The sequence below is a fragment of the Streptomyces sp. NPDC042100 genome (genome assembly GCF_055582325.1).
The window spans coordinates 243,411-268,231 of the sequence record NZ_JBVJDK010000008.1 but is presented as its reverse complement, the minus strand read 5'-3'; the positions used below and the strand labels follow the sequence as shown (position 1 = coordinate 268,231).

The window sequence follows — 24,821 nt, the reverse complement described above, 5'->3', positions numbered from 1 at the left end:
GGGCACGGCGCCGGGGGCGGGTCCGCCGGTCGCACGGCCGCCGCCGTGCCATGACAGTTACCCCGCCCCGGGCGCCGTACCCGGCGGGTCTCGATACCCCTGAAACAGCACCGGCCCCCACCGGCGCTGCGCACCAGGGTAGGGGTGCGCGGCTCCGGTGGGGGCCGAATCGCGGAACTGTACGCCGTCTGTGGGGTCTTGGTGGATTCAGCGGACCCGACGGGCGCCCGCCGACGGCACCGCCGGGAAGATCCCGGGGGCGCCGTGGCCCGCCTCGGCGAAGGCCTTCCCGACGGCGACGGCGACGGCGTCCGCCCGGTCCGCCGCGACCAGGACGACGGCCGAGCCGCCGAAGCCGCCGCCGGTCATCCGGGCGCCGAGCGCGCCCGCCGCGTTCGCCGCCCCGACCGCGAGGTCCAGTTCGGGGCAGGAGACGCGCAGGTCGTCGCGGAGCGAGGCGTGGCCCTCGGTGAGCAGGGGGCCGACGGCGGCCGGGTCGCCGGCGTCGAGGAGGGCGATCACCCGCTCCACGCGGTCGTCGTCGGTGACGACGTGCCGCACATAGCGGCGGACCGTTTCGTCGTCCAACCGTGCGAGGGAGTCGGACAGATGCGCGGCGGGGACGTCGCGCAGCGCGCGCACGCCGAGCGCCCGCGCACCCGCTTCGCACCCGGCGCGCCGCTCGGCGTACGCGCCGTCCCCGAGCGCGTGCTTCACCCGGGTGTCCACCACCAGCAGGCACAGCCCCCGGGCCGCGAGGTCGAAGGGCACCTGCCGGTACGAGAGGTCGCGGGTGTCCAGGTACAGCGCGTGGCCCTCGGCGGCGCAGGCGGAGGCCATCTGGTCCATCACCCCGCACGGCACGCCCACGAAGTCGTTCTCGGCCCGCTGGGCGAGCACGGCCAGCTCGGGGCGGGAGAGCCCGAGGCCGAACAGGTCGTTCAGGGCGAGGGCGGTGACGACCTCCAGGGCGGCGGAGGAGGACAGGCCCGCGCCGGTCGGCACCGTCGACGCCAGGTGGATGTCCGCGCCGGTGACCGGGTGCCCGGCCGCCCGCAGCGCCCACACCACCCCGGCGGGGTACGCGGCCCAGCCGTACCCCGAGGTCCCGGACAGGGGCTCCAGGGTGTCGGCGTCGAGCCGGACGACCCCGCCGCCGACGTCGGCGGAGTGCAGCCGCAGCACGCCGTCGTCCCGGCGGGAGACGGCGGCCGCGGCGGTGTGCGGCAGGGCCAGCGGCAGGACGAAGCCCTCGTTGAAGTCGGTGTACTCACCGATCAGGTTGACCCGCCCGGGGGCCTCCCAGACACCCTCGGGGGCCGTCCCGTACAACGCCGCGAACTCCGCCGCCACCGTGCTCATGCCTGTCCCTGCTCCTTCTTCCGCGCGAACGCCCACGCGTCCTCGACGATGGCCGCCAGGTCCGGGCGGGACGGGTTCCAGCCGAGGCGCTCGCGCGCCGCGCCGGCCGAGGCGACGAGCACGGCCGGGTCTCCGGCGCGGCGCTCGGCCATGACCTCGGGCACCGGGTGGCCGGTGACCTCGCGGACGGTCTCGACGACCTCCCGCACGGAGAAGCCGTTGCCGTTGCCGAGGTTGCAGATCAGGTGCTCGCCCGAGGTCATCGCGTCCAGGGCCAGCAGGTGCGCCTCGGCGAGGTCGGCGACGTGGATGTAGTCGCGGACGCAGGTGCCGTCCGGTGTCGGGTAGTCGTCGCCGTAGACGTTGATGGCCTCGCGCTGCCCGAGGGCGACCTGGAGGACCAGCGGGATCAGGTGCGACTCGGGGTCGTGCCGCTCACCGCACTCCTTGTAGGCGCCGGCCACGTTGAAGTAGCGCAGCGAGACGGCGGCCAGGCCGTGCGCGGCGCACTCGCCGGAGATCATGTGGTCGACGGCCAGCTTGGTCGCGCCGTACGGGTTGGTCGGCGCGGTCGGCGCGTCCTCGGTGATCGGCACGGTCCGGGGCTCGCCGTAGGTGGCGGCGGTCGAGGAGAACACCAGGCGGCGCACGCCGGCCTCGCGCATGGCGGCGATCAGCGCCATGGTGCCGCCGACGTTGTTGTCCCAGTACTTCTCGGGCTTGGCGACGGACTCGCCGACCTGGGAGTACGCGGCGAAGTGCAGCACGCCGTCATAGCTGGAGTCGAGCCACTTCGCGGCGTCCTGGATGCGCCCCTCGATGAACTCGGCACCGGCCGGGACACCCTCCCGGAAGCCGGTGGAGAGGTCGTCGAGGACGGTGACCTCGTGCCCCGCCTCCAGGAGGTGGGCGGCGACCGTGCCGCCCACGTAGCCCGCTCCACCGGTCACCAGGTACTTCGACGACGCTGCCTTGCTCAACTGCTTGCCACCTCTCGGAGTCTGTCGGCCGCGGACTCCGGCGACACGTCGTTCATGAACGCGCCCATGCCGGACTCGGTGCCCGCGAGGTACTTCAGCTTGCCAGAGGCCCGGCGGACGGTGAAAAGCTCCAGGTGCAGCGCGAACTCCTCGCGCCCGGCGCCCGCCACCGGGGCCTGGTGCCAGGCGGCGATGTACGGGGTCGGCGGCAGGCCCTCGCCGAAGATCCGGTCGAAGCGGCGCAGCAGCTCCAGGTAGATCCCGGGGAACTCGGCGCGGGCCGCCGCGTCGAGCCCGGTCAGGTCGCCGGTCCGGCGGTGCGGGTAGAGGTGCACCTCGTACGGCCAGCGGGCCGCGTACGGCACGAAGGCGGTCCAGTGCTCCCCGGCCAGCACCACCCGCTCCCCGGCCCGCTCGCGCGCCAGGACGTCGTCGAAGAGGTTGCGCCCGGTGGCGGCGCGGTGGGCGGCGGCGCTGCGGAGCATGGTGGCGGTGCGCGGCGCGGTGTACGGGAAGGCGTAGATCTGGCCGTGCGGGTGGGCGAGGGTGACGCCGATCTCGGCGCCCCGGTTCTCGAAGCAGTAGACCTGCCGGACGCCGGGGCGGGCGGAGAGCTCGGCGGTGCGGTCGGTCCAGGCGGCCAGCACGAGGGCGGCCCGCTCCTCGGTCAGGTCCGCGAAGGAGGCGGTGTGCTCGGAGGTGAAGCAGACGACCTCGCAGCGGCCGTGGGCGCCCGACAGGGAGGGGAAGCGGTTCTCGAAGACGGCCACCTCGTACGCCGGCGCCGGGACCTCGCCGTGCCGCTCCCCGGTGGAGGGGCAGAGCGGGCAGCTGTCGGCGGGCGGGTGGTAGATCCGGCCCTGCCGGTGCGAGGCGATGGCGACGTCCTCGTCGAGCAGCGGGTCGTGGCGGAGCTCGGAGGCGGAGGCGACGGGGTCGAGCGGGCGCGGGTCGGCCGCGTCGCGGACGGCGTCCTCGTCGAGGTCGAAGTAGATGAGCTGACGCCCGTCGGCGAGCTGGGTGACGGTCTTCTTCACGGCGGGCGGCCTCCACAGCCTCCATCCAACAGAACCACCCATAAAAAACCACAATCGAACATCGATGGTCAACACTCCACCACGCCCGACCACTCGGAAGGGTCAACGGGGCGGCGCGGGACCCGGGTTCAGCCGCGCCGCTGCCCCGGCACCCGGTCCAGCAGCCCCGTCCGCGCCGCCAGCGCCGCCGCCTCCAGGCGCGAACCCACTCCCAGCTTCATCAGCACCCGCTGCACATGGGTCCGCGCGGTGCTCGGCGCGATCGCCATCTCCGCCGCGATCACCCGCGTGTCCTCGCCCTCGGCCACCCGGACCAGCACCTCCACCTCGCGCGGGGTGAGCATCCGCAGCAGCCGCTGCCCCTCGTCGTCCGGCTGCGCCGCCGGGTTCAGCAGCTCCGCGAAGGCCGCCTGGAGGAGCTGCGGCGCCACCGCCGCCTCCCCCGCCCGGGCCTTCACCAGCGCCCGCTCGACCCCCTCGATCCGCTCGTCGTGCCGCACGTACCCGGAGGCGCCCGCCGCGAACGCCGCCGCGATCCCGCGCGGCGAGGGCACCGGCCCGAGCACCACCACCGCCACCTGCGGGCGCTCCCGCTTGATCCGCACGACCGGGTCGAAGGCGCCCGGTTCGGCGGGCGCCGAGGTGCCCAGCAGACAGACCTCCGGCGCCCGGCTCACCACCAGCTCCGCCGCGCCCGCCACCGGCGCCGCCGACGCCAGCACCCGGTGCCCGCGCAGCTTCAGCGCCGAGGCCAGCGCCTCCGCGTGCAGGCGGTGGTCGTCGACCACCACGAGCCGAACGCCCATCGATCTGGCCCCCATCTCTCCCCCATCCCCCCGGACTGTCGAATTCTTCGCCGGGCGGCACCCGCGCAAACAGCCCGGCGCGCCGATGTGCATCGGTGCGCCGGGCTGCCGGGTCCTCGCCCCGCGACCGACGTCAGTGCGTGCTGTACCCCACCGCCAGGTACTCCTTGGCGGAGGACGACGTGCGCTGCTTGGAGATCATGACCTCCGACAGGAAGAACCGCCCGTCGGCGTACAGCGCCTCCGAGTAGTCCGAGGAGAAGGTCCGCTCCGGGTTGTCGAGGCCCTTGACCGCCGGGGTCTCCAGCAGCGTGGTCTGCTTCATGGTGGCGCCGTCGACGGAGACGATCTGCCCGCCCTTGTCGTAGGGCGGCAGCTTGTACGCGACGAGGTTACCGCCGTCCATGCGCAGCGGGACCATCGTGTAGCGGTCGCCCGCGTCCGCCTTCTCCGGCACCGGCTGCCCGCTGGCCAGGTCGAAGGCGACGATCTCGTTGGTGTCGTCGCCGTACTCGCCGGTGCTGCCCTCGTGCTTCTCGGTCGGCAGGTAGAGCCGCCCGTTGCCGACCACGACCTTGCTGCAGTTCTCCACCTCGGTGGAGCGGCAACGGGCCGCGTAGCGCTCGGAGTCCGCCGAGATCTTCGCCTTCAGCTTGCCGGTCTTCTCGTCGATCGAGAAGAAGTCCGAGATGCCGGAACCGTCGGTCGCGGTGTCGGCGACGTTGGCGGCCACCACCAGCGGCTTGGTCGAGACGACCGCGGCGTAGTCGACGCCCGTGGGCATCTTGTACTGCGAGATCGGGGCGCCCGTCGTCGGGTTGAGGTTCTGGATCAGCACGTGCTGGCTGCCGTACGGGCCGCACTTGCGGGCCGCGACCAGACCGGCGCCGCCGCCGTACCCCATGTCGTAGCAGTTGTCCGCGTTGGCCTGCGGCTTCCAGCGCGGGTTGCCGTTGGCGACGTCGAAGGCCGCGCCGCCGTCGGTGCCGCCCGCCGCGACCGTCGCGCCGGACAGCGTGACCTCGTTGAACTTGGCCTTGCTGTCGCCCGCCGAGCCGCCGGTGACGGAGGTCGACCAGACCAGCTTGCCCGTGTTCAGGTCGACCAGGCCGACCTCGGTGCACGGCTGGTAGTTCTTCGGGGGCATCCGCTTGCCCGCCTCGAACAGGATCGGCGTCTTCCCGTCCGCGGTGACGTGCCGGGAGGTGCCGCAGACCTGGCCGGTCAGCGGCAGCGTCCACAGCGCGGTGCCCTTGTCCAGGTCGTAGCCGACGACCGAGTTCACCCCGGTCTTCACGTACGCCTTGGCGGTGATCCAGGAGCCGGCGACGTCGGTGACGTCCTCGACCTTCGGCTGCGGGAGCTGGACGGTGAGCTTGGCCGCGGTGTTCGCGGGAGCCTTCTCCTTGCCCGGCCCGTCCACGCCGCCGCCGCCCGTGCCGCCGGAGCCGCCGCCCGAGGCGGTGCCGCCGGACGCGGTGCCCTTGGCGTCCTTGCCCGGTCCCTCGTCACCGCCGGAGTTCGCGTACCAGAGGCCGGCGCCGACGAGCAGCACCACGGCGACGACGGCCGCGATGACGATCCGCGCCTGCGCCGACGGCTTCTTCCCGCCGCCGGAGCCCGGCGGCGGGGCCTGCTGGTACATCGGCTGCGTCGGATGGCCGTACGGCTGCTGGGGCGGCTGGCCGTACGGCTGCTGCGGCTGGCCCGGCGGCTGCGTCGGGTACCCGTACGGCTGCTGCTGGGGATAGCCGTACGGCTGCTGGGGCTGCTGGGGCTGCTGGGGCTGCGGGTAGCCGTAGGGCGGCTGCTGCGGCGGGGGCGTCGGCGCGCCGAACCCGCCCGGCGGGGGGTCCTGCGGGGCGCCGAAGCCGCCGGGCGGCGGGTCCTGGGGGGCGCCGAAGCCGCCCGGGGGCGGGCCGGGGGGCTGGTTCGGCGGGGGTGGCGGGGGCTGGGTCATGGCGTGGGCACCTCGGAGTGGGGACGGAGCGGGGAGCGGGGACGGGACGGGCGGCGGGGCGTCACTTGCCGTACGCCATCATCGTCTTGACCTCCTTCTCCGCCTTGTCGTTGGAGGCGGAGACCCGGCCCGAGGCGATCACGAAGGTGCCGTCGGCGTAGGCGAAGCGGGCGTTGTAGAAGGAGCTCTCGACCGTCGACACCGCCGCCTGGTGCTGGAGCAGCACCTTCGGCGCGCCACCGGTCGGGGCGAGGGTGGCGACCGCGCCGCCCGTGTCGTAGCGGGGCTCGACGTAGAGCAGCACGTCGGAGCCCTGCATCCGCAGCGGGGTCATCTGCTGCTCGCCGGGCGCCTTGGAGCGCCACTTGGGCTTGCCCGTGTTCAGGTCGAAGGCGACGACCTCGTTGGGGGTGCCGTACGCGCTCTCGGTCGCCATGTAGAAGGTGTTCGCGTCGGCGGCGACCCCGGTGCAGCCCTGGAGGTTCTTGCCGAAGACGACGAAGGCGCCGCCGCAGCGCGGGGCGAACTTGTCCTTGCCGCCCTGGATCTGGGAGCGCTCGGTGCCGTTGGCCGTGAGCGAGAAGATCGCCCACTTCTTCTGCTCGCGCTGGGTGGCGGAGACGACGAGCGGGTCCACCGAGTAGACGCGGTCCACCTCCCAGTCGGTCTGCAGCTTGAAGGTCCACTTGGCCTTGCCGGTGGCCGGGTCGACCTCGCTGACCGCCTGCGACTGCTTGTTGACGTCGCCTGAGGGGCACTTGGAGGCGGCGATCAGCTTGCTGCCGCCCGCGTACGCGAACGGCTTGCAGCCGTCGGCGGGGCCGGTGAAGAGCTGCCTGCCGTCGGTCAGCGAGAAGCCGTACGCGGAGCTGGAGCCCGCCGCGGTCACCGTGTCGCCGCTGATGGCGAGGGTGTTGTCGGAGAAGGCGAAGAGGCCGGTGGCCTTGGGGACGGCCTTCTTCCAGCCCGCCTTGCCGGTCTTGAGGTCGACCTGCTGCATCTGCGTGCACTTGGCGCGGTCGCCCGCGCTGTCGTTGTACGCGAAGACCATGGTGCCGTTCGCGGAGGGCTCCGGCGGGGCGGCGCACAGCTCGAAGGGCACGTCGACGTGCCACTTCGGGGAGCCGTCGGCCAGGCTGTAGCCGTCGATGCCCTTGTACATGGCCTTGACGACGGTGTCGCCGACGATCCACGGGCCGAAGACGTCGGCGCCGTTGCGCGGCAGGTCCACGTCGTTCTTCAGCAGCCAGGCGAGCTTCGCCTCGCCGTCCTTGCGGCCGGCGTTCAGGCTCTCGTCGCCGTTCTGCCCGTCGCCGCTGCCGTCGCCCTGGTCGACGGAGTCGGAGGGCTTCGGCGTGGGGCTCGTGGAGTTGCTCGGCTGGGCGACCGGTTCCTTGTCGTCGCCGCCGCCGAAGGCGAACCAGCCGGCGGTGCCGATGACGAGCAGCGCGGCGGCCGCTGCGGCCACGATGACGCCGGGCCTGCCCTTGAAGGGATTGCCGCCGCCGGAGGACGGGGGCGGCGGCACCGGGCCGCCGGGGTAACCGCCGTACGGGTTCGGCTGCTGGGCGTACGGACCCGGCTGCTGGCCGTAGGGGCCGGGCTGCTGGCCGTACGGACCCGGCTGCTGGGCATACGGACCGGGCTGCTGCGGCTGCTGCGGGTAGCCGTACGGGCCCGGCTGCCCGGGCGGCGGCGTCTGCGGCGCCTGCTGCGGATACCCGTACGGTCCCGGCTGCGCCTGCGGAGCCTGCGGCGGGACCGGCGGGGCCTGCGGCGGGACCGGGGGCACCGGCGGCACGTTCGGGTCCGGAGCGCCGAAGCCCCCCGGCGGCTGGTTGCTGGGCGGCTGGGTCATCTTCGGTTCCCCCTTTTGTGAGCGGGTTTTCTTTCTACCACTCACCCGATGGCGCAAAAGTGACCGGTCCGCCCCTTGTTCCCAAGGGAGGACCGGCCCGTGATGCCCTCGTTACGCCTTCTCTACGACTTCTCTACGCGTCCTCGGCCAGTTCCAGCCAGCGCATCTCCAGCTCCTCGCGCTCACCGGCGAGTTCGCGCAGCTCGGCGTCGAGCTTCGCCACCTTCTCGAAGTCCGTGGCGTTGTCCGCGATCTGGGCGTGCAGCTTCGCCTCCTTGTCGGAGACCTTGTCGAGCTGCCGCTCGACCTTCTGCAGCTCCTTCTTCGCGGCGCGCGCGTCGGCCGCCGACGGGCCCGCCTTCGGCGCGGCGGCCGGGGCGGGCGCGGCCGGGGCGGCGTCCTCGACCATCCGCCGGCGCCGCTCCAGGTACTCGTCGATGCCGCGCGGCAGCATCCGCAGCGCCCGGTCGCCGAGCAGCGCGAAGGTCCGGTCGGTGGTGCGCTCCAGGAAGAAGCGGTCGTGGGAGATGACCACCATCGAGCCGGGCCAGCCGTCGAGCAGGTCCTCCAGCTGCGTGAGGGTCTCGATGTCGAGGTCGTTGGTCGGCTCGTCGAGGAAGAGCACGTTGGGCTCGTCCATCAGCAGCCGCAGCAGCTGGAGCCGGCGCCGCTCGCCGCCGGACAGGTCGCCGACGGGCGTCCACTGCTTGTCCTTGCCGAAGCCGAACTGCTCGCAGAGCTGCCCGGCGGACATCTCCCGGCCCTTGCCGAGGTCCACCCGGTCGCGGATCTGCTGCACCGCCTCCAGGACCCGCAGGGTGGCGGGGAGTTCGGTGACGTCCTGCGAGAGGTAGGCGAGCCGCACGGTCTTGCCGACCGTGATCCGGCCGGCCGGCGGCTGCACCTCGCCGCCGGAGCGGGCGGCCTCGGTGAGGGCCCGCAGCAGCGAGGTCTTGCCCGCGCCGTTCACGCCGACCAGGCCGATCCGGTCGCCGGGGCCGAGCTGCCAGGTCAGGTGCTGGAGCAGCGTCTTGGGCCCGGCGGTGACGGTCACGTCCTCCAGGTCGAAGACGGTCTTGCCGAGCCGGGCGTTGGCGAACTTCATCAGCTCGGAGCTGTCGCGCGGCTCCGGCACGTCGGCGATCAGCGCGTTCGCCGCCTCGATCCGGAAGCGCGGCTTGGAGGTGCGGGCGGGGGCGCCGCGGCGCAGCCAGGCGAGCTCCTTGCGGACCAGGTTCTGCCGCTTGACCTCCTCCGTGGCCGCGATCCGCTCCCGCTCGGCGCGGGCGAAGACGTAGTCGGAGTAGCCGCCCTCGTACTCGTAGACCGCGCCGCGCTGCACGTCCCACATGCGGGTGCAGACCTGGTCGAGGAACCAGCGGTCGTGGGTGACGCAGACGAGCGCGGAACGCCGCTCGCGCAGATGCCCGGCGAGCCAGGCGATGCCCTCGACGTCGAGGTGGTTGGTGGGCTCGTCGAGGACGAGCAGGTCCTGGTCCTCGATGAGCAGCTTGGCGAGCGCGATGCGCCGCCGCTCGCCGCCGGACAGCGGGCCGATGACGGTGTCGAGGCCCTTCTCGAAGCCGGGCAGGTCCAGGCCGCCGAAGAGCCCGGTGAGCACGTCGCGGATCTTGGCGCTGCCGGCCCACTCGTGGTCGGCCATGACGCCGATGACCTCGTGGCGGATGGTCGCCTCGGGGTCGAGCGAGTCGTGCTGGGTGAGCACCCCGAGGCGCAGCCCGCCGCTGTGCGTGACGCGGCCGGTGTCGGCCTCCTCCAGCTTGGCGAGCATCCGGATCAGGGTGGTCTTGCCGTCGCCGTTGCGGCCGACGACGCCGATCCGGTCCCCTTCGGAGACGCCGAGCGAGACCCCGTCGAGCAGCGCACGGGTGCCGTACACCTTGCTGACGGACTCGACATTGACCAGGTTGACGGCCATTTCACTCCTGTACCGGGGGATCGATCGACTCCAGAGTAGTCGGGCGGAGCCGGTGGGATAGCGTGCGGTGATTCGTTCGCGGTGACGTACGGGGCGGGGGCCTGGCATGGACGGGACGGCTTGGGCGCGCTTCCGGCGCCGCCGGTGGCTGCCGAGGGCCGCGCTGGTCCTGCTGGCCGTGGCCCTGGCCGCCGGCTTCGTCCTGGTGCGCGCCGGGCTCCGGGAGAGCGGGAACACGGAGGCGCTGGCCCGCGCCTGCGGCGGGGTGCTGCCCCGGGACGCGGTGCGGGCCCTGCTGCCCGAGGACGGCTCCTGGAGCGAGCGGAGCGGCCCGGGGCCGCGCGGTCTGGTCGCCTGCGGGGTCGGGGTGAGCGGCGGCGAGGGCGGCTGGCTCCAGCTGACGGCGGTCCCGGTGCTGGCGGCGCCGCTGGCGAGCGTGCGGGCCGAGGGCGTCGCGGGCGATCCCTTCGGGCGCGCGCCCCGCTGGGCCGCCGACCACCGCTGGGCCGACGCCACGGCCACCGTCGGCTGTCCGGGCGGGCTGCCGGGGTACGCGCGCCCGGTGACCTCCTTCCACGTGTACGGGGACCTGTCCACCGTGGGCGACGCGGTGCCGCCCGGCTGGGAGCGGCGGCTCGCCGAGGCGGTCGCCGCCGTCGCGGAGGACCTGCGCACCGCCCACGGCTGCGGCGGCTCCGCCGTGCGCCCCGCCGAGGTCCGGCCCGCCCCGAGGGCCGCGCCGGACGGCACGGACGGGGCCGCCGGGTCGGACGGGAAGGCCGTCCGGGCAGCCTGCGACTGGTTCCGGGCCTCGCGGCTCGGTCCCGGCTGGGGGCCGACCGGGGAGGCCGACCGGGGCGCCGAGCACGCCGGGGCGCGCGGCTGCGTCACCGGCGGGCTGAACGGGCGCCGGACCGCCGCGGTGACCTCCGCGAGCTGGTGGGGCGAGCTGCTGCCGGAGGCGCGCACCGAGTACGGGCGCGAGCTCGCGCTGGTGGGCCGAGGCACCGCGCCCGGCGGGGGCCGCCCGGCGCACACGGTCGCCGCCTGGGCCGAGGCGCGCTGCGGCGACGGGCCCGCGCTGCACCGGGTGAGCGTGACGGCCGGGGAGCCGGGCGGGCTCGCGGACCGGGCGGAGGCGCTGCTCGGCCGCTATCTGGAGGCGGCGCACTGCCGCGGCGTCACGAGGCTGGGGACGGTGTGGAAGTGAGCGGGGCGACGGCATCCGAGCGGCCGGGGCGCCGCCGCCTGGCGCGGCGGGCGGCCTGGCTCGCCGGCGGCGCGGTCCTGGTGTCCGGCGGCCTCTTCTGGGCGTCGGGCGGCTGGGACGCCTGGCGGCACGACCGGGCCCTGGACACGGCCTGCGACGGGGCGCTGGCGGCGGGCCCGGTGCGCGCGCTGACCGGCGGGGCCGAGGTGACGGCGGACATCCGGCGTGACCGGCGGGGCTCCTGGTGGCAGTGCCGGGTGACCGGCGTCCGGGGCGAGGAGGACGGCCGGATCGACCTGCGGGTGACGGTGTGGCCGGGCGAGGAGCGGTACGCCGGGATCGAGGCCGCGCGCACGGACGCGCCGCTGGGGCACGGCTGGACCGGCGGCTTCGCCTTCGACCCCGACCGGGCCGGCGGGGACCCGGGCGACGCGGTCGCCACGCTGCTGCTCGACTGCCGGGGCGAGGGGCGCGGGTCGGTGTCCGCCGAGGTCCGGGCGCGCACCGACCGGCTCGACTTCGGCCGTCCCGAGGCCCGGGAGCGGCTGACGGCCGTGCTGACGGGCACGGCGACGGCGTACGCCCGGCGGACGGGCTGCGAGGTCGCCGAGGGCGGACCGGTGACCGGGGTCGGGGTCTCGGCGACGGCGTGGGACCACGAGCCGTTCGCGACGGTGTCGGGGAGCTGCGCCGGGATCCTGGACGCGGCGACGGCCGCCCGCTGGGGCGTGCGCACGGCCGTCGAGACCGCGCGGGACCCGAAGCCCGTCGAGGGCTGCCTGCTCGGCGGGGTGCGGGGCGCGCCGCTGTACGAGTTCACCGCCTCCTACGGGGCGGCCCTGGAGTGGGCCGAGCGGGACCGGCTGGACCGGCTCGGGGACACGCCGGGCGACTCGTCCGACGGGAGCTACGCGCTGTGGGCCTCCTGTCCGGCCGGGACGGCGGCGTACGCGGTCGGGACGGCGGACCGCGCCGGCGGGCTGGCCCTGGACCACCCGGGGCTGCGGGCCGCGCTGGCCCGCTTCGCCGCCGCGTCGGCGAAGGAGCACGGCTGCGCCGCGCCGCGTACGGAGCGGCCGGCCGCCGGCTGACGCCCGGCGGGCGTGCGCCGGGCGTGCGCCGGGCGTCACCCGCCCGTGCATACGTGCGAACGGAGTGCCGGGGTCGGCCGCGCGGGCGACTGTGCGGCCCCGGCTGCCGGGGCCGGGTGGCGGCGGGCCGCCATGTTCGGGGGACAGCCGCACCCCCAGGAGAGAACCATGACCCGCAGTCCCCGCCCCGGGCCCCGCCCCGGGCCCCGCGCCGCCGCCGTCGGCGCGCTCACGGCCGCCCTCACCGCCCTCGCCCTGCTCGCCGCCGGACCCGCCGCCGCCCACGGCGACCCGAAGGTGACCGATCCGCAGGTCCTCGCGCACTTCGACTTCGCCGCCGGACAGACCCCGGAGAACATCGCCCTGGAACCCGACGGCTCCGCCGACCTCACCTTCGCCTTCGCCCGGCAGGTCGTCCGGGTGGACCGGCAGGGGCGCACCCGGGTCCTGGCGACCCTGCCCGCCGTGGCGCACCCGGCGACCCCGACGGTCGGCGCGGCCCTCGTCACGGGCATCGCCCGCGCCGGGGACGGCACCCTGTACGTCAACTACGCCACCGGCACGCCCGAGACCGGGATCTGGCGGATCGCCCCCGACGGCGGCGCCCCCGAGCGGATCGCCGCGCTGCCCGCCGACGGCTTCCCCAACGGGCTGGCGCTCGACGAGGACTGCGGCACCCTCTACGCCGCCGACTCGGCCCTCGGCACCGTGTGGAGCGTCCCCGTGGACGGCGGGCGGCCCACCGCGTGGGCGGCCGGGCCCGCCCTGGCACCCACCTCGGCCCTCCCCTTCGGCGCCAACGGCGTCAAGCTCAAGGACGGCGCCGTCTGGGTCTCCAACACCGCCAGGGGAACCCTGCTGCGCATCCCCGTCCGGCCCGGTCCCGAGCGGGCCGCGGGCCCGGTGGAGACCCGGGCGAGCGGGCTCACCACCGTCGACGACTTCGCCTTCACCGGGCACGGCGACACCGTCCTGGCCGCGCTCAACACCGTGCACGAGCTGGCGCTGGTCCGCCCGGACGGCACTCACAAGACGGTCCTGACCGGCGCGGACGGGCTCCAGAACCCGACCTCGGTGGCCGTGCACGCCAAGAGCGTCTACGTGAACAGCGCCGCCTTCTACGTACAGCGGGGCCAGGACCCGAACCTGCTGCTGGCGCGGATCTCCAAGAACAAGCTCTAGATCAGGGTCGCGCCCGCCGCCGGGGAGCTCGCCACCCGGGCCGCGCGGCAGGTGCCGGAGGCGGTCAGGGCGCTCGCGACCGCCTCGGCGGACTCGGCGTCCTTCACCAGGAAGGCCGTCGTCGGGCCCGAGCCGGAGACCAGCGCGGCCAGCGCCCCGGCGGCCGTGCCCGCCTCCAGCGTCGCGGCCAGCGAGGGCCGCAGCGACAGGGCGGCGGGCTGGAGGCCGTTGGCGAGGGCCCCGGCGAGGGCGGTGGTGTCCCCGGTGCGCAGGGCGTCGAGCAGCGCCGGGGAGGCGACCGGCTCGGGCACCGTCACGCCCTCGGTGAGGCGGTCGAACTCGGCGTACACGGCGGGCGTGGACAGCCCGCCGTCGGCGACGGCGAAGACCCAGTGGAAGGCGCCGCCGACCGGCAGCCCGGTGAGCCGCTCGCCCCGGCCGACGCCGAGCGCGGCACCGCCGACCAGGCTGAACGGCACGTCGCTGCCCAGCTCGGCGCAGATCTCCAGGAGCTCGGCACGCGGGGTCTCCAGGCCCCACAGGGCGTCGCAGGCCAGCAGGGCGCCCGCGCCGTCGGCGCTGCCGCCGGCCATGCCGCCCGCGACCGGGATGTCCTTGGCGATGTGCAGGTGCACGTCGGGCGCGATGCCGTGCCGGGCGGCGAGGAGTCCGGCCGCGCGGGCGGCCAGGTTGGTGCGGTCGAGCGGCACCTTGTCGGCGTCGGGACCCTCGCAGGTGACCGTCAGGGCCTCGGCGGGGGTGGCGGTCACCTCGTCGTACAGGGAGACCGCGAGGAAGACGTTGGCCAGGTCGTGGAAGCCGTCGGGGCGGGCGCCGCCGACCGCGAGCTGCACGTTGACCTTGGCGGGGACCCGTACGGTGACGGATCCGGCGGCGCTCACGCCCCGGCCCCCTTGTGCTCCGCGATCCGGGCGAACTCCTCGACCGTCAGGGCCTCGCCGCGCGCCTGCGGCGAGATGCCGGCCGCGACCAGCGCCGCCTCGGCGGCGGCGGGCGAGCCCGCCCAGGTCGCGAGGGCGGCGCGCAGGGTCTTGCGGCGCTGCGCGAAGGCGGCGTCGACGACGGCGAAGACGTCCTTCTTGGCGGCGGTGGTCTTCACCGGCTCGGCGCGCCGGACCAGCGAGACCAGGCCGGAGTCGACGTTGGGCGCGGGCCAGAAGACGTTGCGGCCGATGGAACCGGCCCGCTTGACGTCCGCGTACCAGTTGGCCTTCACCGACGGCACGCCGTACACCTTGTTGCCCGGCCCGGCGGCCAGCCGGTCGGCGACCTCGGCCTGGACCATGACGAGGGTCCGCTCGATGGTCGGGAAGCGGTCCAGCATGTGCAGCAGCACCGGCACGGCCACGTTGTACGGCAGGTTGGCGACGAGCGCGGTGGGCGGCGGGCCCGGCAGCTCCTGGACCAGCATGGCGTCGGAGTGGACCAGCGCGAAACGGTCCTTCCGCTCCGGCATCCGGGCGGCGATGGTGGCCGGCAGCGCGGCGGCGAGGATGTCGTCGATCTCGACGGCGGTCACCCGGTCCGCGGCCTCCAGCAGCGCGAGGGTGAGGGAGCCGAGCCCCGGTCCCACCTCCACGACCACGTCGTCGGGGCGCACCTCGGCCGTGCGGACGATCCGCCGGACCGTGTTCGCGTCGATGACGAAGTTCTGGCCCTTCTGCTTGGTCGGGCGCACGCCGAGGGCGGCGGCCAGCTCGCGGATGTCTGCGGGGCCGAGGAGGGCGTCGGGACTGTCGGGTCCGGTGGTGGTGCTCACCGGTACAGCCTACGGCCGCAGTGCGGCCACGGAGTCGCCCCCCGGGTCACGTAGAGCTTCTTCGCCCGGAAGGTCTGCTCGGCGGCGGGCGCGTTCTGCGCGGTGCCGCTGCCGCCGAGGGAGCGCCAGGTGCCGGGGTCGAACTGGTAGAGCCCGCCGTAGGTGCCGGACGGGTCGACGGCCCCGGGGCGCCCGCCGGACTCGCAGGCGGCGAGCGCCGACCAGTTCAGGTGGTCGGCGCCGGACACCGAGGTGGGCAGCGGGCGGGTGCCGATCCGGACCCGCTGGGCGACCGGCTCGCGCACGGTCTCCTCGCCGGTGCGCCGGGGCTTCTGCCGGACCCCGTTGACCGTGCGCAGGCTGTACGTGACGCGGCGGACACCTGGAACGCCCTGGCGTTCGACGAGCTCGGTGCCGGCGAAGAGCTCGTCGTCGCGGACCTTCTCGACCGCGAACGGCAGGGCCTCCTCGCGGATCTCCTGGGTGCCGGTGATCCGCAGCACGGTCACCGTCTGCCCGTCGCGCGGGAAGGACGCGGGCGGCACCGAGGTGGTGTCCTGGCCGGAGAGGGTGATCCCGGCCTCCTCGACGGCCTCCCGGACGGTGGCCGCGTTGGTGCGCACGGTCCGCTCCCGCCCGTCGGCGAGGAAGGTGACGGTGCGCTCGGTGCGCACGTCGAGCGCGAGGCCCTGCCGGGAGATGGCGGCCGAGCGGGAGACGGAGAGGTGGGCGCCCTCGGCGCGGACGCCGAGCTGCCGCAGGGCCCCGTCGACGGTCCGGGCGGTGGTCCACACCTGGCGGCGCTGGCCGTCGAGGGTGAGGGCGACGGGCCGCCCGTAGCGGACGACGATCTCGTCGCCGCTGGCCAGGGCGGCGGCCGGGGCGGGGGCCACGATGTCGTGGCCCCCGACCGCCAGGCCCTCGTCGGCCAGCAGCTCCTCGACGTCGTCGGCGAAGGTGTGCAGGGTGCGCGGGACGCCGTCGACGGAGAGCCGGACGGCCTTGTCCTGGGCGACGAAGGCGCTGGTGCCGCCGGCCAGGAAGGCGACGACGAGGGCCTGCGGGACGATCCGCCGCAGTCCGTCGACGGCGGGCGGGCTCGCCTTGCGGCGCCGGGCGGCCCGGCGAGCCCCGGATCGATGCGAAGTGCTCACGAGGCCGGGACCCTAGCCCCGTGCGCGCTCACTCTCCAAGACGACCCGACTACATGACGTAACCGTTATGGATCAGTAATCGAAGGCGCGGGCCGTGTTGACGGCGATCGCCCCGGCCAGCTCCTCCTCGCCGATGCCGCGCACCGCCGCCATCGCGCGGACGGTGACGGGGATCAGGTACGGGGCGTTGGGGCGGCCCCGGTAGGGCGCGGGGGTCAGGAAGGGGGCGTCGGTCTCGACCAGGACGAGCTCCAGCGGGGCGACGGCGAGGGCGTCGCGCAGCGGCTGGGCGTTCTTGAAGGTCACGTTGCCCGCGAAGGACATGTAGTAGCCCTTGGCGGCGCAGATCGCGGCCATCTCGGCGTCGCCGGAGTAGCAGTGGAAGACGGTCCGCTCGGGGGCGCCCTCCTCGTCGAGGACCCGCAGCACGTCGGCGTGGGCCTCCCGGTCGTGGATGACGAGGGCCTTGCCGTGGCGCTTGGCGATCTCGATGTGGGCGCGGAAGGAACGCTCCTGCGCGGCCATGCCCTCGGGGCCGGTGCGGAAGAAGTCGAGCCCGGTCTCGCCGACGGCCCGCACGTACGGGAGGGCGGCGAGCCGGTCGATCTCGGCCAGCGCGTCGTCGAGCGCCGCGTCCCCGCCGGGCGTCCGCGCCCCCTGCCGGGACCATCCGTCCGGATCCCCCAGCACGATCCGGGGCGCTTCGTTGGGGTGCAGCGCCACCGCCGCGTGCACGTTCTCGTGGGCGGCGGCCGTCTCGGCGGCCCACTGGGAGCCCTTCACGTCACAGCCGACCTGCACGACCGTCGTCACACCGACGGCGGCGGCCTTGACCAGGGCCTCCTCGACCGTGCCGGACTGCATGTCGAGGTGGGTGTGCGAGTCCGCGACCTCCACGGTCAGGGGCTCGGGCAGCGGCGGCGGGGCGTCCTTGGAACTCATGGCCCGATCGTACGAGGGCCATGAGTCCGGCGAGTCCCCGCCAAGGCCCGCCGCCGCGCTACCGCCGGGACCGGAAGGGGTGCAGCAGGTCGGAGAGGTGCCAGTGGTGCTCCGGCTTCTCCCGCTCGGCCGCGGCGATCAGGGCGAGCACCGAGGACACCTGGCCCGCGCGCATGATCCGCACGACGTGACCACCGCAGTTCATGCAGGTCGGACTGGACAGCGGGGACGGCACCCGCTCTCCGTCGGCCTTGTAGACCACGAACGTGTGGCCCTTGGCGTCGACGTGGTGCTCTATCTCGTAGGCCTGCTCCCAGCCGTAGCCGCAGCTCATGCAGGCGAAGGCGTACGCCTCGTGCACGACGGGCGTTCCGGTGCCGGTGATCTCAGTCATTCCAGCTCCTCTCCACTGCTCCAGTGGACGCCTTTTCCGGCCGGAGCGCATCAGTGGCGGAAAAACCATGGAAGCTCTTTGGCGTTTCCTTGCCCTGAGGGCCTTCGGGCGGGCCCGCGAGCGGGTTCCGCTTTGCCTTTCAGATTAGTCCTTTACCTTTACCGGGGCCCTGCGCCGCCGCATTCTTTGCCGCCACCACGGCATCGAACACCTCGCGCTTGGGAACCCCCGCCTCGGCCGCGACCGCCGCGATCGCCTCCTTGCGCCGCTCCCCCGCCTCCTCGCGCACCAGCACCCTGCGCACCAGCTCCTCGGAGTCCAGCTCGCCCGGCACGGGCTCCGGGGCGCCCTCGACGACGACGGTGATCTCGCCCCGTACGCCCTCGGCCGCCCAGACCGCCAGCTCGCCCAGCGGGCCGCGCTTGACCTCCTCGTACGTCTTGGTCAGCTCGCGGCAGACGGCAGCCCGTCGCCCGTCGCCGAAGACCTCGGCCATCGCGGCCAGCGTGTCGTCCAGCCGGTGCGGCGCCTCGAAGTAGACGAGGGTCCGGCGCTCCTCGGCGACCTCGCGCAGCCGCCCGAGGCGCTCGCCGGCCTTGCGGGGCAGGAAGCCCTCGAAGCAGAAGCGGTCCACCGGCAGCCCGGACAGCGCGAGCGCGGTGAGCACCGCGGACGGGCCCGGCACGGCCGTGACCTTGATGTCCCGCTCGACGGCGGCGGCGACGAGCCGGTAGCCCGGGTCGGAGACGGAGGGCATCCCGGCGTCGGTGACGAGCAGCACCCGCGCCCCGCCGGCCAGTGCCTCGACCAGCTCGGGCGTGCGGGCGGACTCGTTGCCCTCGAAGTACGAGACCACCCGGCCCGAGGTGTGGATGCCCAGCGCGCGGGTGAGCCCGCGCAGCCTGCGGGTGTCCTCCGCGGCCACGATGTCCGCGTTCTCCAGTTCGGTGGCGAGCCGTGGCGGTGCGTCCCCGATGTCGCCGATGGGGGTCCCTGCGAGTACCAGCGTTCCTGTCACACGGACCATCCTCCCAGCCCGGACAGGCGACGCGCACAGGCGCGTTCCCTACGATGGCGCGGTGACCAGTACCGCACCCGAGGCCCTGGAGGGTCAGCACCCCGTGGCACCCACCGTGGCAGAGCCCTCTTCGTGGCAGCGGCGGCTGCGGCAGTTCGGCTACCGGCCGGACAGCACGGGCGCCCTGTCCACCGGCCTGCGGGAGCGGCTGGTGCCGCCGTACACCCGCCCCTCGGAGCGGCTGTGGGAGCTGTTCCCGATCGGCCCGGCCGCCGCCGACCGGATCCGGCGCGCCGCCGCCTGGGGCGGGCCGCTGCTGGTCGCGCTGGTCGCGGGGGTGCTGCGGTTCTGGAACCTGGGCAAGCCGCACGCGGTGATATTCGACGAGACGTACTACGCCAAGGACTCCTGGGCCCTGATCAACCAGGGGTACGAGGGGGCCTGGCCGAAGGACATCGACAAGACGATCCTGAACGACCCCGGCGCGGTCCTCGTGCCGGCCGACCCCGGGTACGTGGTGCATCCGCCGGTCGGCAAGTGGGTCATCGGCATCGGCGAGAAGATCTTCGGCTTCGAGCCGTTCGGCTGGCGCTTCATGGTGGCGCTGCTCGGCACCCTGTCGGTGCTGATGCTCTGCCGGATCGGCCGGCGGCTGTTCCGCTCGACGTTCCTGGGCTGTCTGGCGGGGCTGCTGCTGGCCGTGGACGGCCTGCACTTCGTGATGAGCCGCACGGCCCTGCTCGACCAGGTGCTGATGTTCTTCGTGCTGGCCGCCTTCGGCTGCCTGGTCGTCGACCGGGACCGGGCGCGGGCCCGGCTCGCGGCGGGGCTGCCCGAGGACGACCAGGGCGTCCTGCGGCCGGACGCCTCGGTCGCGGAGACCCTGCGGCTGGGCTGGCGGCCCTGGCGGCTGGCGGCCGGCGTGATGCTGGGCCTGGCGGCCGGCACCAAGTGGAACGGGCTCTACATCATGGCCGCCTTCGGCCTGATGACCGTCCTGTGGGACGTCGGCGCCCGCCGCACGGCCGGCGCGATCCGCCCGTACGCGGCCGTCCTCAAGCGGGACCTGCTGCCGGCCTTCGTCTCGGTCGTCCCGGTGGCGATCGGCACGTACCTGCTCTCCTGGACCGGCTGGATCGTCACCGACAAGGGCTACTTCCGCAACTGGGCCGCCGAGCAGGACAAGCTGAACGGCGGCGGCACCTGGGGCTGGCTGCCCGACTGGCTGCGGAGCCTGTGGCACTACGAGACCGAGGTCTACAAGTTCCACGTCGGCCTGAACTCGCCGCACACCTACGAGTCCAACCCGTGGAGCTGGATCGTCCTCGGCCGCCCGGTCTCCTACTTCTACGAGTCCCCCGCCCCCGGCCAGGCGGGCTGCCCGGCCGACGCGAGCGACAAGTGCGCCCAGGAGGTGCTGGCCCTCGGCACCCCGCTGCTGTGGTGGGCGGCCTGCTTCGCGATCCTGTACGTGCTGTGGCGCTGGGCCTTCCGCCGGGACTGGCGGGCGGGCGCGATCGCCTGCGGCATCGCGGCGGGCTGGGCGCCCTGGTTCCTCTACCAGGAACGCACCATCTTCCTTTTCTACGCGGTGGTGTTCGTCCCCTTCCTGTGTCTCGCGGTGGCGATGATGATCGGGGCGATGGTGGGGCCCGCGGGTTCCTCGGAAAGACGGCGCACTTTCGGGGCGGTCGCCGCGGGAGTGCTCGTTCTCCTCATCGTCTGGAATTTCATCTATTTCTGGCCGCTGTACACCGGACAGGCCATTCCGATACAGGGCTGGCGCAATCGGATGTGGCTCGACACCTGGGTCTAGGGCCGGGGAATTCCACGAGAGGGCGCGACCGGCGGTCGCGCCCTCTCCGCATGTCGCCGGCGTCCGGCGGCGGGCTCGGCGGTCGCCGCCGCCCCACAGGTGGCGGAGTGCTCTCGATACGCCAGGATTCGCCACCCCCTCCAAAGCCCCTGCCTGCGGTTTCACGTTTTTCCGCCCTGGCGAAGCCACGGAGCGCCATGGTTTTCGCGCCACGGCCAAACCATCCCAGAAGTCATATTTCTTCGTCGGGCGACGACCGGCGCTTGATGAAGCCGGTGAACTGCGGTTACCTCGTCCCGCAGCGGCTTCGCGTCCTGGCGCTCGGGGTCCTGCCCCCGTACACGCGTCGGGCCTGGTCATGGGGTGCAACCCATGACCAGGCCCGCGTGCGGGGCAGCGTGGGTCCGGCCGAGTATCAGCCGGCCGGGCCCACCTTCGCCCGGCCAATCGTCCAGTCCCCGCCGCTGCGTCACATGAAGCGTTCGACGCATCCCGCAATGGCAGTGATCGCCGTGAGGACCAGCGCCGTCAGTTCGACCCAGTCACGTAACCGGGTCTTCCGGCGCGGCCTCCTGTTCGACCTCTCCATCCGGTTCGACCTCCTCTCTCTCGGACTCCCAACGGTGTTGGGGCCTGTCGCAGGACAGGCGCTCGTGGAGAGAAAGCGGTGAACTCTCGCAACCTACCGCCGCCTCAACCCGCTCCAGGACAAGATCCGCTGTTCGCCACTGTTCGCCACACCCCGCCCCTCGAAAGCGCCACCTCTCCTCCTCCGGCGGCGGGCTCGGTCACACGCTCGGCGCCGCCTGCGGCACGGCGGGCCGGCTCCGCGCGGCCCGGACACGGCTCCGGCCGCACGGCGGGAAACGGGCGCTCCGGTCGCTTTCTGGTAACGGCCGTGCCTTTGCCACTGCGATCGCCCTAGGCTGCTGGGGCCGGTCACAGGGGGAGGGAGCGCGGACATGCGCAGCGGAATGAAGGTCGCGGTCGTCGGCGGGGTGTTCGTCGTCGTCGCCGGCGGCATCGGCTACGGGGGCTACAACCTCTGGAGCGGGGTCACCGGGGGCTCGGCCGGCGGGGGTGACGGGGCGCGGGGCACGAAGAGCGGGCCGGTCACCGCCGAGGAGGTCACCACGACGGCGAAGGACTTCCTCGCCGCCTGGGCGGCCGGCGAGTCGGACCGGGCGGCGCAGCTGACCAACGACCCGGTCGGCTCGGGCCCCGCCCTGCTGGGCTTCCGCGAGCAGGCCAAGGTGTCCGCCGCGACGATCACCCCGGGGGCGGCGACCGGCGCCTCGGTGCCGTTCACGGTGAAGGCGACCATCACGTACGAGGGCGTGTCCAAGCCCTGGACGTACTCCTCGTCCCTCACCGTGGTGCGCGGCGCCACCACCGGCCGCCCGCTGGTCGCCTGGAAGCCGGCCGTCCTGCACCCGAAGCTGACCACGCCGTCGGCGTCGATCCGCACCGGCGCGGCGAAGACGGCCGCGATCGAGGCCGTCGACCGCTCGGGCCGGCCCCTCACCGCGGAGAAGTACCCCTCGCTCGGCCCGGTCCTGGACCAGCTCCGGGAGCGGTACGGCGACAAGATCGGCGGCAAGCCGGGGGTCGAGACCTTCGTCGACTCGGGCGTGGAGGGCGTGGCGGACTCGACGCTGCTGACCCTGTCGAAGGGCCGGCCGGGGAAGCTGCGGACCACGATCGACGCGGATGTGCAGGCGGCGGCCGAGCAGGCGGTGAAACGGTACGGCAAGGCGTCGGTCGTCGCGGTCAAGCCCTCGACGGGCGCGATACGGGCGGTCGCCAACAACCCGGCGACCGGCTTCAACACGGCCTTCCTCGGCACCAAGGCGCCCGGCTCCACCCTGAAGATCGTCACGGCGGCGCTGCTGCTGGAGCAGGGCCTGGTGAAGGCGGACGAGAAGACGGAGTGCCCGCCGACGGCGATGTACCAGGGCCGCTCCTTCCGCAACCTCGACGGCTTCTCCATCGACGGCGGCACCTTCGGCAAGAGCTTCGCCCGCTCCTGCAACACGGCGCTCATCAAGAAGATCGACGACGTGAAGACGAAGGAGGGCGACGACCACGGGCTGAGCCGGGAGGCCTCGGAGGTCTTCGGCATCGGCCTCGAATGGAAGACCGGCATCACCTCCTTCGACGGCTCGCTCCCTCCCGCGGAGGGCGGCGAGGCGGCGGCGCAGTACATCGGGCAGGGCGCGGTGCGGATGAACCCGCTGAACATCGCCTCGATCACCGCCACCGCGAAGGAAGGCACCTTCCGGCAGCCGTTCCTGGTCCCCCAGGACCTGGACGACCGCCCCTTCGCCACGGCGGAGCGGAAGCTGTCCGCCCCGGTGGCCCGGCAGCTGCGTGACGTCATGCGGCTGACGGCGACGGCGGGGTACGGCACGGCGACCGGCGTGATGGCCTCGGTCAGCGGCGACAAGGGCGGCAAGACGGGCTCGGCGGAGGTCGACGGGCAGGCGTCCTCGGACTCCTGGTTCACGGGCTTCGCCGACGACCTCGCGGCGGCGGCCCTGGTCGAGGGCGGCGGCCACGGGGTGGACGCGGCGGGGCCGATCGTGGCGAGGGTGCTGAACGCGGACTAGACCGACCGGGCGGACCGGGCGGACCGGCGGGACCAGGCGGACCAGCCGGGCCAGCGGGACCAGCCAGGCCGCGCGCCCCCAGCCGGGCCAGCCGGGCCAGCGGGACCAGGCGGACCAGCCGGGCCAGCCAGGCCGCGCGCCCGCAGCCGGGCCAGCCGGACCGGGGGCGCGGCGCGCGGGCGGTCCGGGAGGGTGCGGGGTCCGGTCCGGCGGCTTCACCGGGGCTTCTCCCGCTGTTCCCCCGGCGGCCGGCAACCCGGTCGCTTGGCCGCTACACCGACCGCTAGCGTGACCGCCCATGACGACGTCACATGCCGAAGCCCACCCCCAGTTCGCCGCCGCTCTCGAAGAGTTGGGCCTCGATGTCGAGGTCCGGCGCTTCCCGGACGAGACCCGCACCGCGCAACAGGCCGCCGACGCCATCGGCTGCGCGGTCTCCGAGATCGTGAAGTCGCTGGTCTTCACGGCGGACGGGGTGCCGGTCCTGGTCCTCATGGACGGGTCCTCGCGGGTGGACCTGGAGCGGGTCCGCGAGGAGCTGGGCGCGGCCGAGGTGGGCCGCGCCGACGCGCGGCTCGTGCGCGAGACGACGGGGTACGCGATCGGCGGCGTCCCGCCCTTCGGGCACCGCACCCGCACCCGCGTGCTCGCCGACCGGGGGCTGCTCGACCACCCGGTGGTGTGGGCGGCGGCCGGGACCCCGCACACGGTCTTCGCGCTGGAGCCCGGGAAGCTGGTCGCGCACGCGGGCGGCACGCTGGTGGACGTCCGGGAGCGCACGGCGTGACCCCGCTCGTCGTCGCGGCCGTGCTGGTGGCGGCCGTGACCCACGCGGCCTGGAACGCGATCGCGGCCCGCGTCACGGACCAGCTCCTGTCCTTCACCCTGATATCCGGCGGCGGCGCGCTGCTCGGCGGCGCCGCCGCCCTGTTCGTCCCGGTCCCGGCGGCCGGGGCGTGGCCGTATCTGATCGGTTCGGCCGCGCTGCACGTGGCGTATTACGCGCTGCTGATGAAGTCCTTCGCGCTCGGCGACTTCGGCCAGATGTACCCGATCGCCCGGGGCACCGCCCCGCTCGTGGTGACCGTGCTCGCCGCCGTCTTCGTCGCCGAGATCCCGTCCGCCGAGCAGCTCGCGGGTGTCGCCGTCGCCTGCGCGGGCCTGACGGGCCTCGCCCTGTGGGGCATCCGGGGCACGGGGGCCCGCCCGCACTGGCCGGCCCTGCTGGCGGCGGGCGCGACGGGCCTGTCCATCGCGGCGTACACAGTCGTCGACGGCATCGGCGTCCGCGCCTCCGGCACCCCGCTCGGCTACATCGCCTGGCTGATGCTGCTGGAGGGCCTGGTGATCCCGGCCTACGCCCTCTCCCGGCGCCGCGCCGCCCTGATCACCGAACTCCGCCCGTACGCGGCCCGCGGCCTCCTCGCGGCGGCCCTGTCGGTCGGCGCCTACGCCCTCGTCCTGTGGGCCCAGACGAAGGCCCCGCTCGCCCCGATCGCGGCGCTGCGCGAGTCGTCCATCATCGTGGGCGCGGCGATCGGCGCGGTCCTGTTCAAGGAGCGCTTCGGCGGGCCGAGACTGGCGGCGGCGGGGCTGATGGTGGTGGGCATCGGGCTGATGCTGTACGCGAGTTGACCGGAATCTTCCTTCCACATCCCAAACTCAACGACAAGACCCATATCG

The 24,821-nt window shown here is 74.2% G+C and carries 20 protein-coding genes; 7 read left to right on the top strand and 13 right to left on the bottom strand.

Features of this window, described 5'->3' with window-relative positions; genetic code table 11:
* Positions 1-207: 207 nt before the first annotated feature.
* The 7 genes from galK to ACZ6J5_RS20165 all read right to left on the bottom strand — a co-directional run bounded on the left by galK (position 208) and on the right by ACZ6J5_RS20165 (position 9,942).
* Positions 208-1,362, bottom strand: a complete 1,155-nt coding sequence (gene galK / locus ACZ6J5_RS20195) for a galactokinase (RefSeq protein WP_469393333.1) — start codon at positions 1,360-1,362, stop codon at positions 208-210.
* Positions 1,359-2,342: a UDP-glucose 4-epimerase GalE gene (gene galE, locus ACZ6J5_RS20190; RefSeq protein WP_469393331.1), complete on the bottom strand. Its 984-nt coding sequence runs from the start codon at positions 2,340-2,342 to the stop codon at positions 1,359-1,361. The genes galK and galE overlap by 4 nt, the downstream gene beginning before the upstream one ends.
* Entirely contained in the window at positions 2,339-3,379 is a 1,041-nt protein-coding gene (gene galT, locus ACZ6J5_RS20185; protein WP_469393329.1) for a galactose-1-phosphate uridylyltransferase, read from the bottom strand. The genes galE and galT overlap by 4 nt, the downstream gene beginning before the upstream one ends.
* Positions 3,380-3,507: 128 nt before the next feature.
* Positions 3,508-4,185 (bottom strand): response regulator transcription factor, encoded by a 678-nt coding sequence (locus tag ACZ6J5_RS20180; RefSeq protein ID WP_469393327.1) that lies wholly within the window; start codon positions 4,183-4,185, stop codon positions 3,508-3,510.
* A gap of 133 nt (positions 4,186-4,318) precedes the next feature.
* On the bottom strand, positions 4,319-6,145 hold the full coding sequence (locus ACZ6J5_RS20175) for an outer membrane protein assembly factor BamB family protein (RefSeq protein ID WP_469393325.1): 1,827 nt from the start codon (positions 6,143-6,145) through the stop codon (positions 4,319-4,321).
* A gap of 61 nt (positions 6,146-6,206) precedes the next feature.
* Entirely contained in the window at positions 6,207-8,003 is a 1,797-nt protein-coding gene (locus ACZ6J5_RS20170; protein WP_469393323.1) for an outer membrane protein assembly factor BamB family protein, read from the bottom strand.
* A 133-nt stretch (positions 8,004-8,136) separates the two neighbouring features.
* On the bottom strand, positions 8,137-9,942 hold the full coding sequence (locus ACZ6J5_RS20165) for an ABC-F family ATP-binding cassette domain-containing protein (protein ID WP_469393321.1): 1,806 nt from the start codon (positions 9,940-9,942) through the stop codon (positions 8,137-8,139).
* A gap of 106 nt (positions 9,943-10,048) precedes the next feature.
* Here ACZ6J5_RS20165 and ACZ6J5_RS20160 point away from each other — a divergent pair, with 106 nt between their 5' ends.
* The 3 genes from ACZ6J5_RS20160 (at position 10,049) to ACZ6J5_RS20150 (ending at position 13,425) form a co-directional block, all read left to right on the top strand.
* Positions 10,049-11,152: a hypothetical protein gene (locus ACZ6J5_RS20160; RefSeq protein ID WP_469393320.1), complete on the top strand. Its 1,104-nt coding sequence runs from the start codon at positions 10,049-10,051 to the stop codon at positions 11,150-11,152.
* Positions 11,149-12,243, top strand: a complete 1,095-nt coding sequence (locus ACZ6J5_RS20155; protein WP_469393318.1) for a hypothetical protein — start codon at positions 11,149-11,151, stop codon at positions 12,241-12,243. The genes ACZ6J5_RS20160 and ACZ6J5_RS20155 overlap by 4 nt, the downstream gene beginning before the upstream one ends.
* A gap of 168 nt (positions 12,244-12,411) precedes the next feature.
* Positions 12,412-13,425, top strand: a complete 1,014-nt coding sequence (locus tag ACZ6J5_RS20150) for an NHL repeat-containing protein (protein WP_469393316.1) — start codon at positions 12,412-12,414, stop codon at positions 13,423-13,425.
* Here the strand turns inward: ACZ6J5_RS20150 and ACZ6J5_RS20145 are convergent.
* From ACZ6J5_RS20145 to rsmI, 6 genes are all read right to left on the bottom strand, one after another.
* Positions 13,422-14,327: a 4-(cytidine 5'-diphospho)-2-C-methyl-D-erythritol kinase gene (locus ACZ6J5_RS20145; RefSeq protein WP_469393314.1), complete on the bottom strand. Its 906-nt coding sequence runs from the start codon at positions 14,325-14,327 to the stop codon at positions 13,422-13,424. The two genes, ACZ6J5_RS20150 and ACZ6J5_RS20145, sit on opposite strands and share 4 nt — an antisense overlap.
* Entirely contained in the window at positions 14,324-15,205 is an 882-nt protein-coding gene (gene rsmA, locus ACZ6J5_RS20140) for a 16S rRNA (adenine(1518)-N(6)/adenine(1519)-N(6))-dimethyltransferase RsmA (protein ID WP_362475422.1), read from the bottom strand. The genes ACZ6J5_RS20145 and rsmA overlap by 4 nt, the downstream gene beginning before the upstream one ends.
* Positions 15,202-16,359: a ubiquitin-like domain-containing protein gene (locus ACZ6J5_RS20135; RefSeq protein ID WP_469393311.1), complete on the bottom strand. Its 1,158-nt coding sequence runs from the start codon at positions 16,357-16,359 to the stop codon at positions 15,202-15,204. The genes rsmA and ACZ6J5_RS20135 overlap by 4 nt, the downstream gene beginning before the upstream one ends.
* Before the next feature lie 72 nt (positions 16,360-16,431).
* Positions 16,432-17,301: a TatD family hydrolase gene (locus ACZ6J5_RS20130; RefSeq protein WP_469393309.1), complete on the bottom strand. Its 870-nt coding sequence runs from the start codon at positions 17,299-17,301 to the stop codon at positions 16,432-16,434.
* A gap of 58 nt (positions 17,302-17,359) precedes the next feature.
* Positions 17,360-17,695 carry a hypothetical protein gene (locus ACZ6J5_RS20125; RefSeq protein ID WP_469393307.1) on the bottom strand — a complete coding sequence of 112 codons (336 nt, stop codon included), beginning with the start codon at positions 17,693-17,695 and terminating at the stop codon, positions 17,360-17,362.
* Positions 17,696-17,834: 139 nt separating this feature from the next.
* Positions 17,835-18,722, bottom strand: coding sequence for a 16S rRNA (cytidine(1402)-2'-O)-methyltransferase (rsmI, locus tag ACZ6J5_RS20120; RefSeq protein WP_469393305.1), 888 nt, complete (start codon positions 18,720-18,722; stop codon positions 17,835-17,837).
* 52 nt (positions 18,723-18,774) lie between these two features.
* Between rsmI and ACZ6J5_RS20115 the strand changes: the two genes are divergently transcribed.
* The 4 genes from ACZ6J5_RS20115 (at position 18,775) to ACZ6J5_RS20100 (ending at position 24,773) form a co-directional block, all read left to right on the top strand.
* Entirely contained in the window at positions 18,775-20,529 is a 1,755-nt protein-coding gene (locus tag ACZ6J5_RS20115; RefSeq protein WP_469393304.1) for a dolichyl-phosphate-mannose--protein mannosyltransferase, read from the top strand.
* Positions 20,530-21,491: 962 nt separating this feature from the next.
* The gene (locus ACZ6J5_RS20110) at positions 21,492-23,138 is read left to right on the top strand and encodes a penicillin-binding transpeptidase domain-containing protein (RefSeq protein ID WP_469393302.1); all 1,647 of its coding nucleotides are present in this window, start codon (positions 21,492-21,494) and stop codon (positions 23,136-23,138) included.
* 298 nt (positions 23,139-23,436) lie between these two features.
* Positions 23,437-23,925, top strand: coding sequence for a YbaK/EbsC family protein (locus tag ACZ6J5_RS20105; RefSeq protein ID WP_469393300.1), 489 nt, complete (start codon positions 23,437-23,439; stop codon positions 23,923-23,925).
* A complete protein-coding gene (locus ACZ6J5_RS20100) occupies positions 23,922-24,773 on the top strand; it encodes an EamA family transporter (RefSeq protein ID WP_469393298.1) in 852 nt (283 codons plus the stop codon). Before ACZ6J5_RS20105 ends, ACZ6J5_RS20100 begins: the two co-directional genes overlap by 4 nt.
* Positions 24,774-24,821 lie beyond the last annotated feature (48 nt).

Excerpts from the sequence above, each read along its gene's own strand:
- galK (WP_469393333.1), bottom strand. The coding sequence starts at position 1,362 with ATGAGCACGGTGGCGGCGGAGTTCGCGGCGTTGTACGGGACGGCCCCC.
- ACZ6J5_RS20180 (WP_469393327.1), bottom strand. The coding sequence starts at position 4,185 with ATGGGCGTTCGGCTCGTGGTGGTCGACGACCACCGCCTGCACGCGGAG.
- ACZ6J5_RS20175 (WP_469393325.1), bottom strand. The coding sequence starts at position 6,145 with ATGACCCAGCCCCCGCCACCCCCGCCGAACCAGCCCCCCGGCCCGCCC.
- ACZ6J5_RS20170 (WP_469393323.1), bottom strand. The coding sequence starts at position 8,003 with ATGACCCAGCCGCCCAGCAACCAGCCGCCGGGGGGCTTCGGCGCTCCG.
- ACZ6J5_RS20165 (WP_469393321.1), bottom strand. The coding sequence starts at position 9,942 with ATGGCCGTCAACCTGGTCAATGTCGAGTCCGTCAGCAAGGTGTACGGC.
- ACZ6J5_RS20160 (WP_469393320.1), top strand. The coding sequence starts at position 10,049 with ATGGACGGGACGGCTTGGGCGCGCTTCCGGCGCCGCCGGTGGCTGCCG.
- ACZ6J5_RS20150 (WP_469393316.1), top strand. The coding sequence starts at position 12,412 with ATGACCCGCAGTCCCCGCCCCGGGCCCCGCCCCGGGCCCCGCGCCGCC.
- ACZ6J5_RS20130 (WP_469393309.1), bottom strand. The coding sequence starts at position 17,301 with ATGAGTTCCAAGGACGCCCCGCCGCCGCTGCCCGAGCCCCTGACCGTG.
- ACZ6J5_RS20125 (WP_469393307.1), bottom strand. The coding sequence starts at position 17,695 with ATGACTGAGATCACCGGCACCGGAACGCCCGTCGTGCACGAGGCGTAC.
- rsmI (WP_469393305.1), bottom strand. The coding sequence starts at position 18,722 with ATGGTCCGTGTGACAGGAACGCTGGTACTCGCAGGGACCCCCATCGGC.
- ACZ6J5_RS20110 (WP_469393302.1), top strand. The coding sequence starts at position 21,492 with ATGCGCAGCGGAATGAAGGTCGCGGTCGTCGGCGGGGTGTTCGTCGTC.
- ACZ6J5_RS20105 (WP_469393300.1), top strand. The coding sequence starts at position 23,437 with ATGACGACGTCACATGCCGAAGCCCACCCCCAGTTCGCCGCCGCTCTC.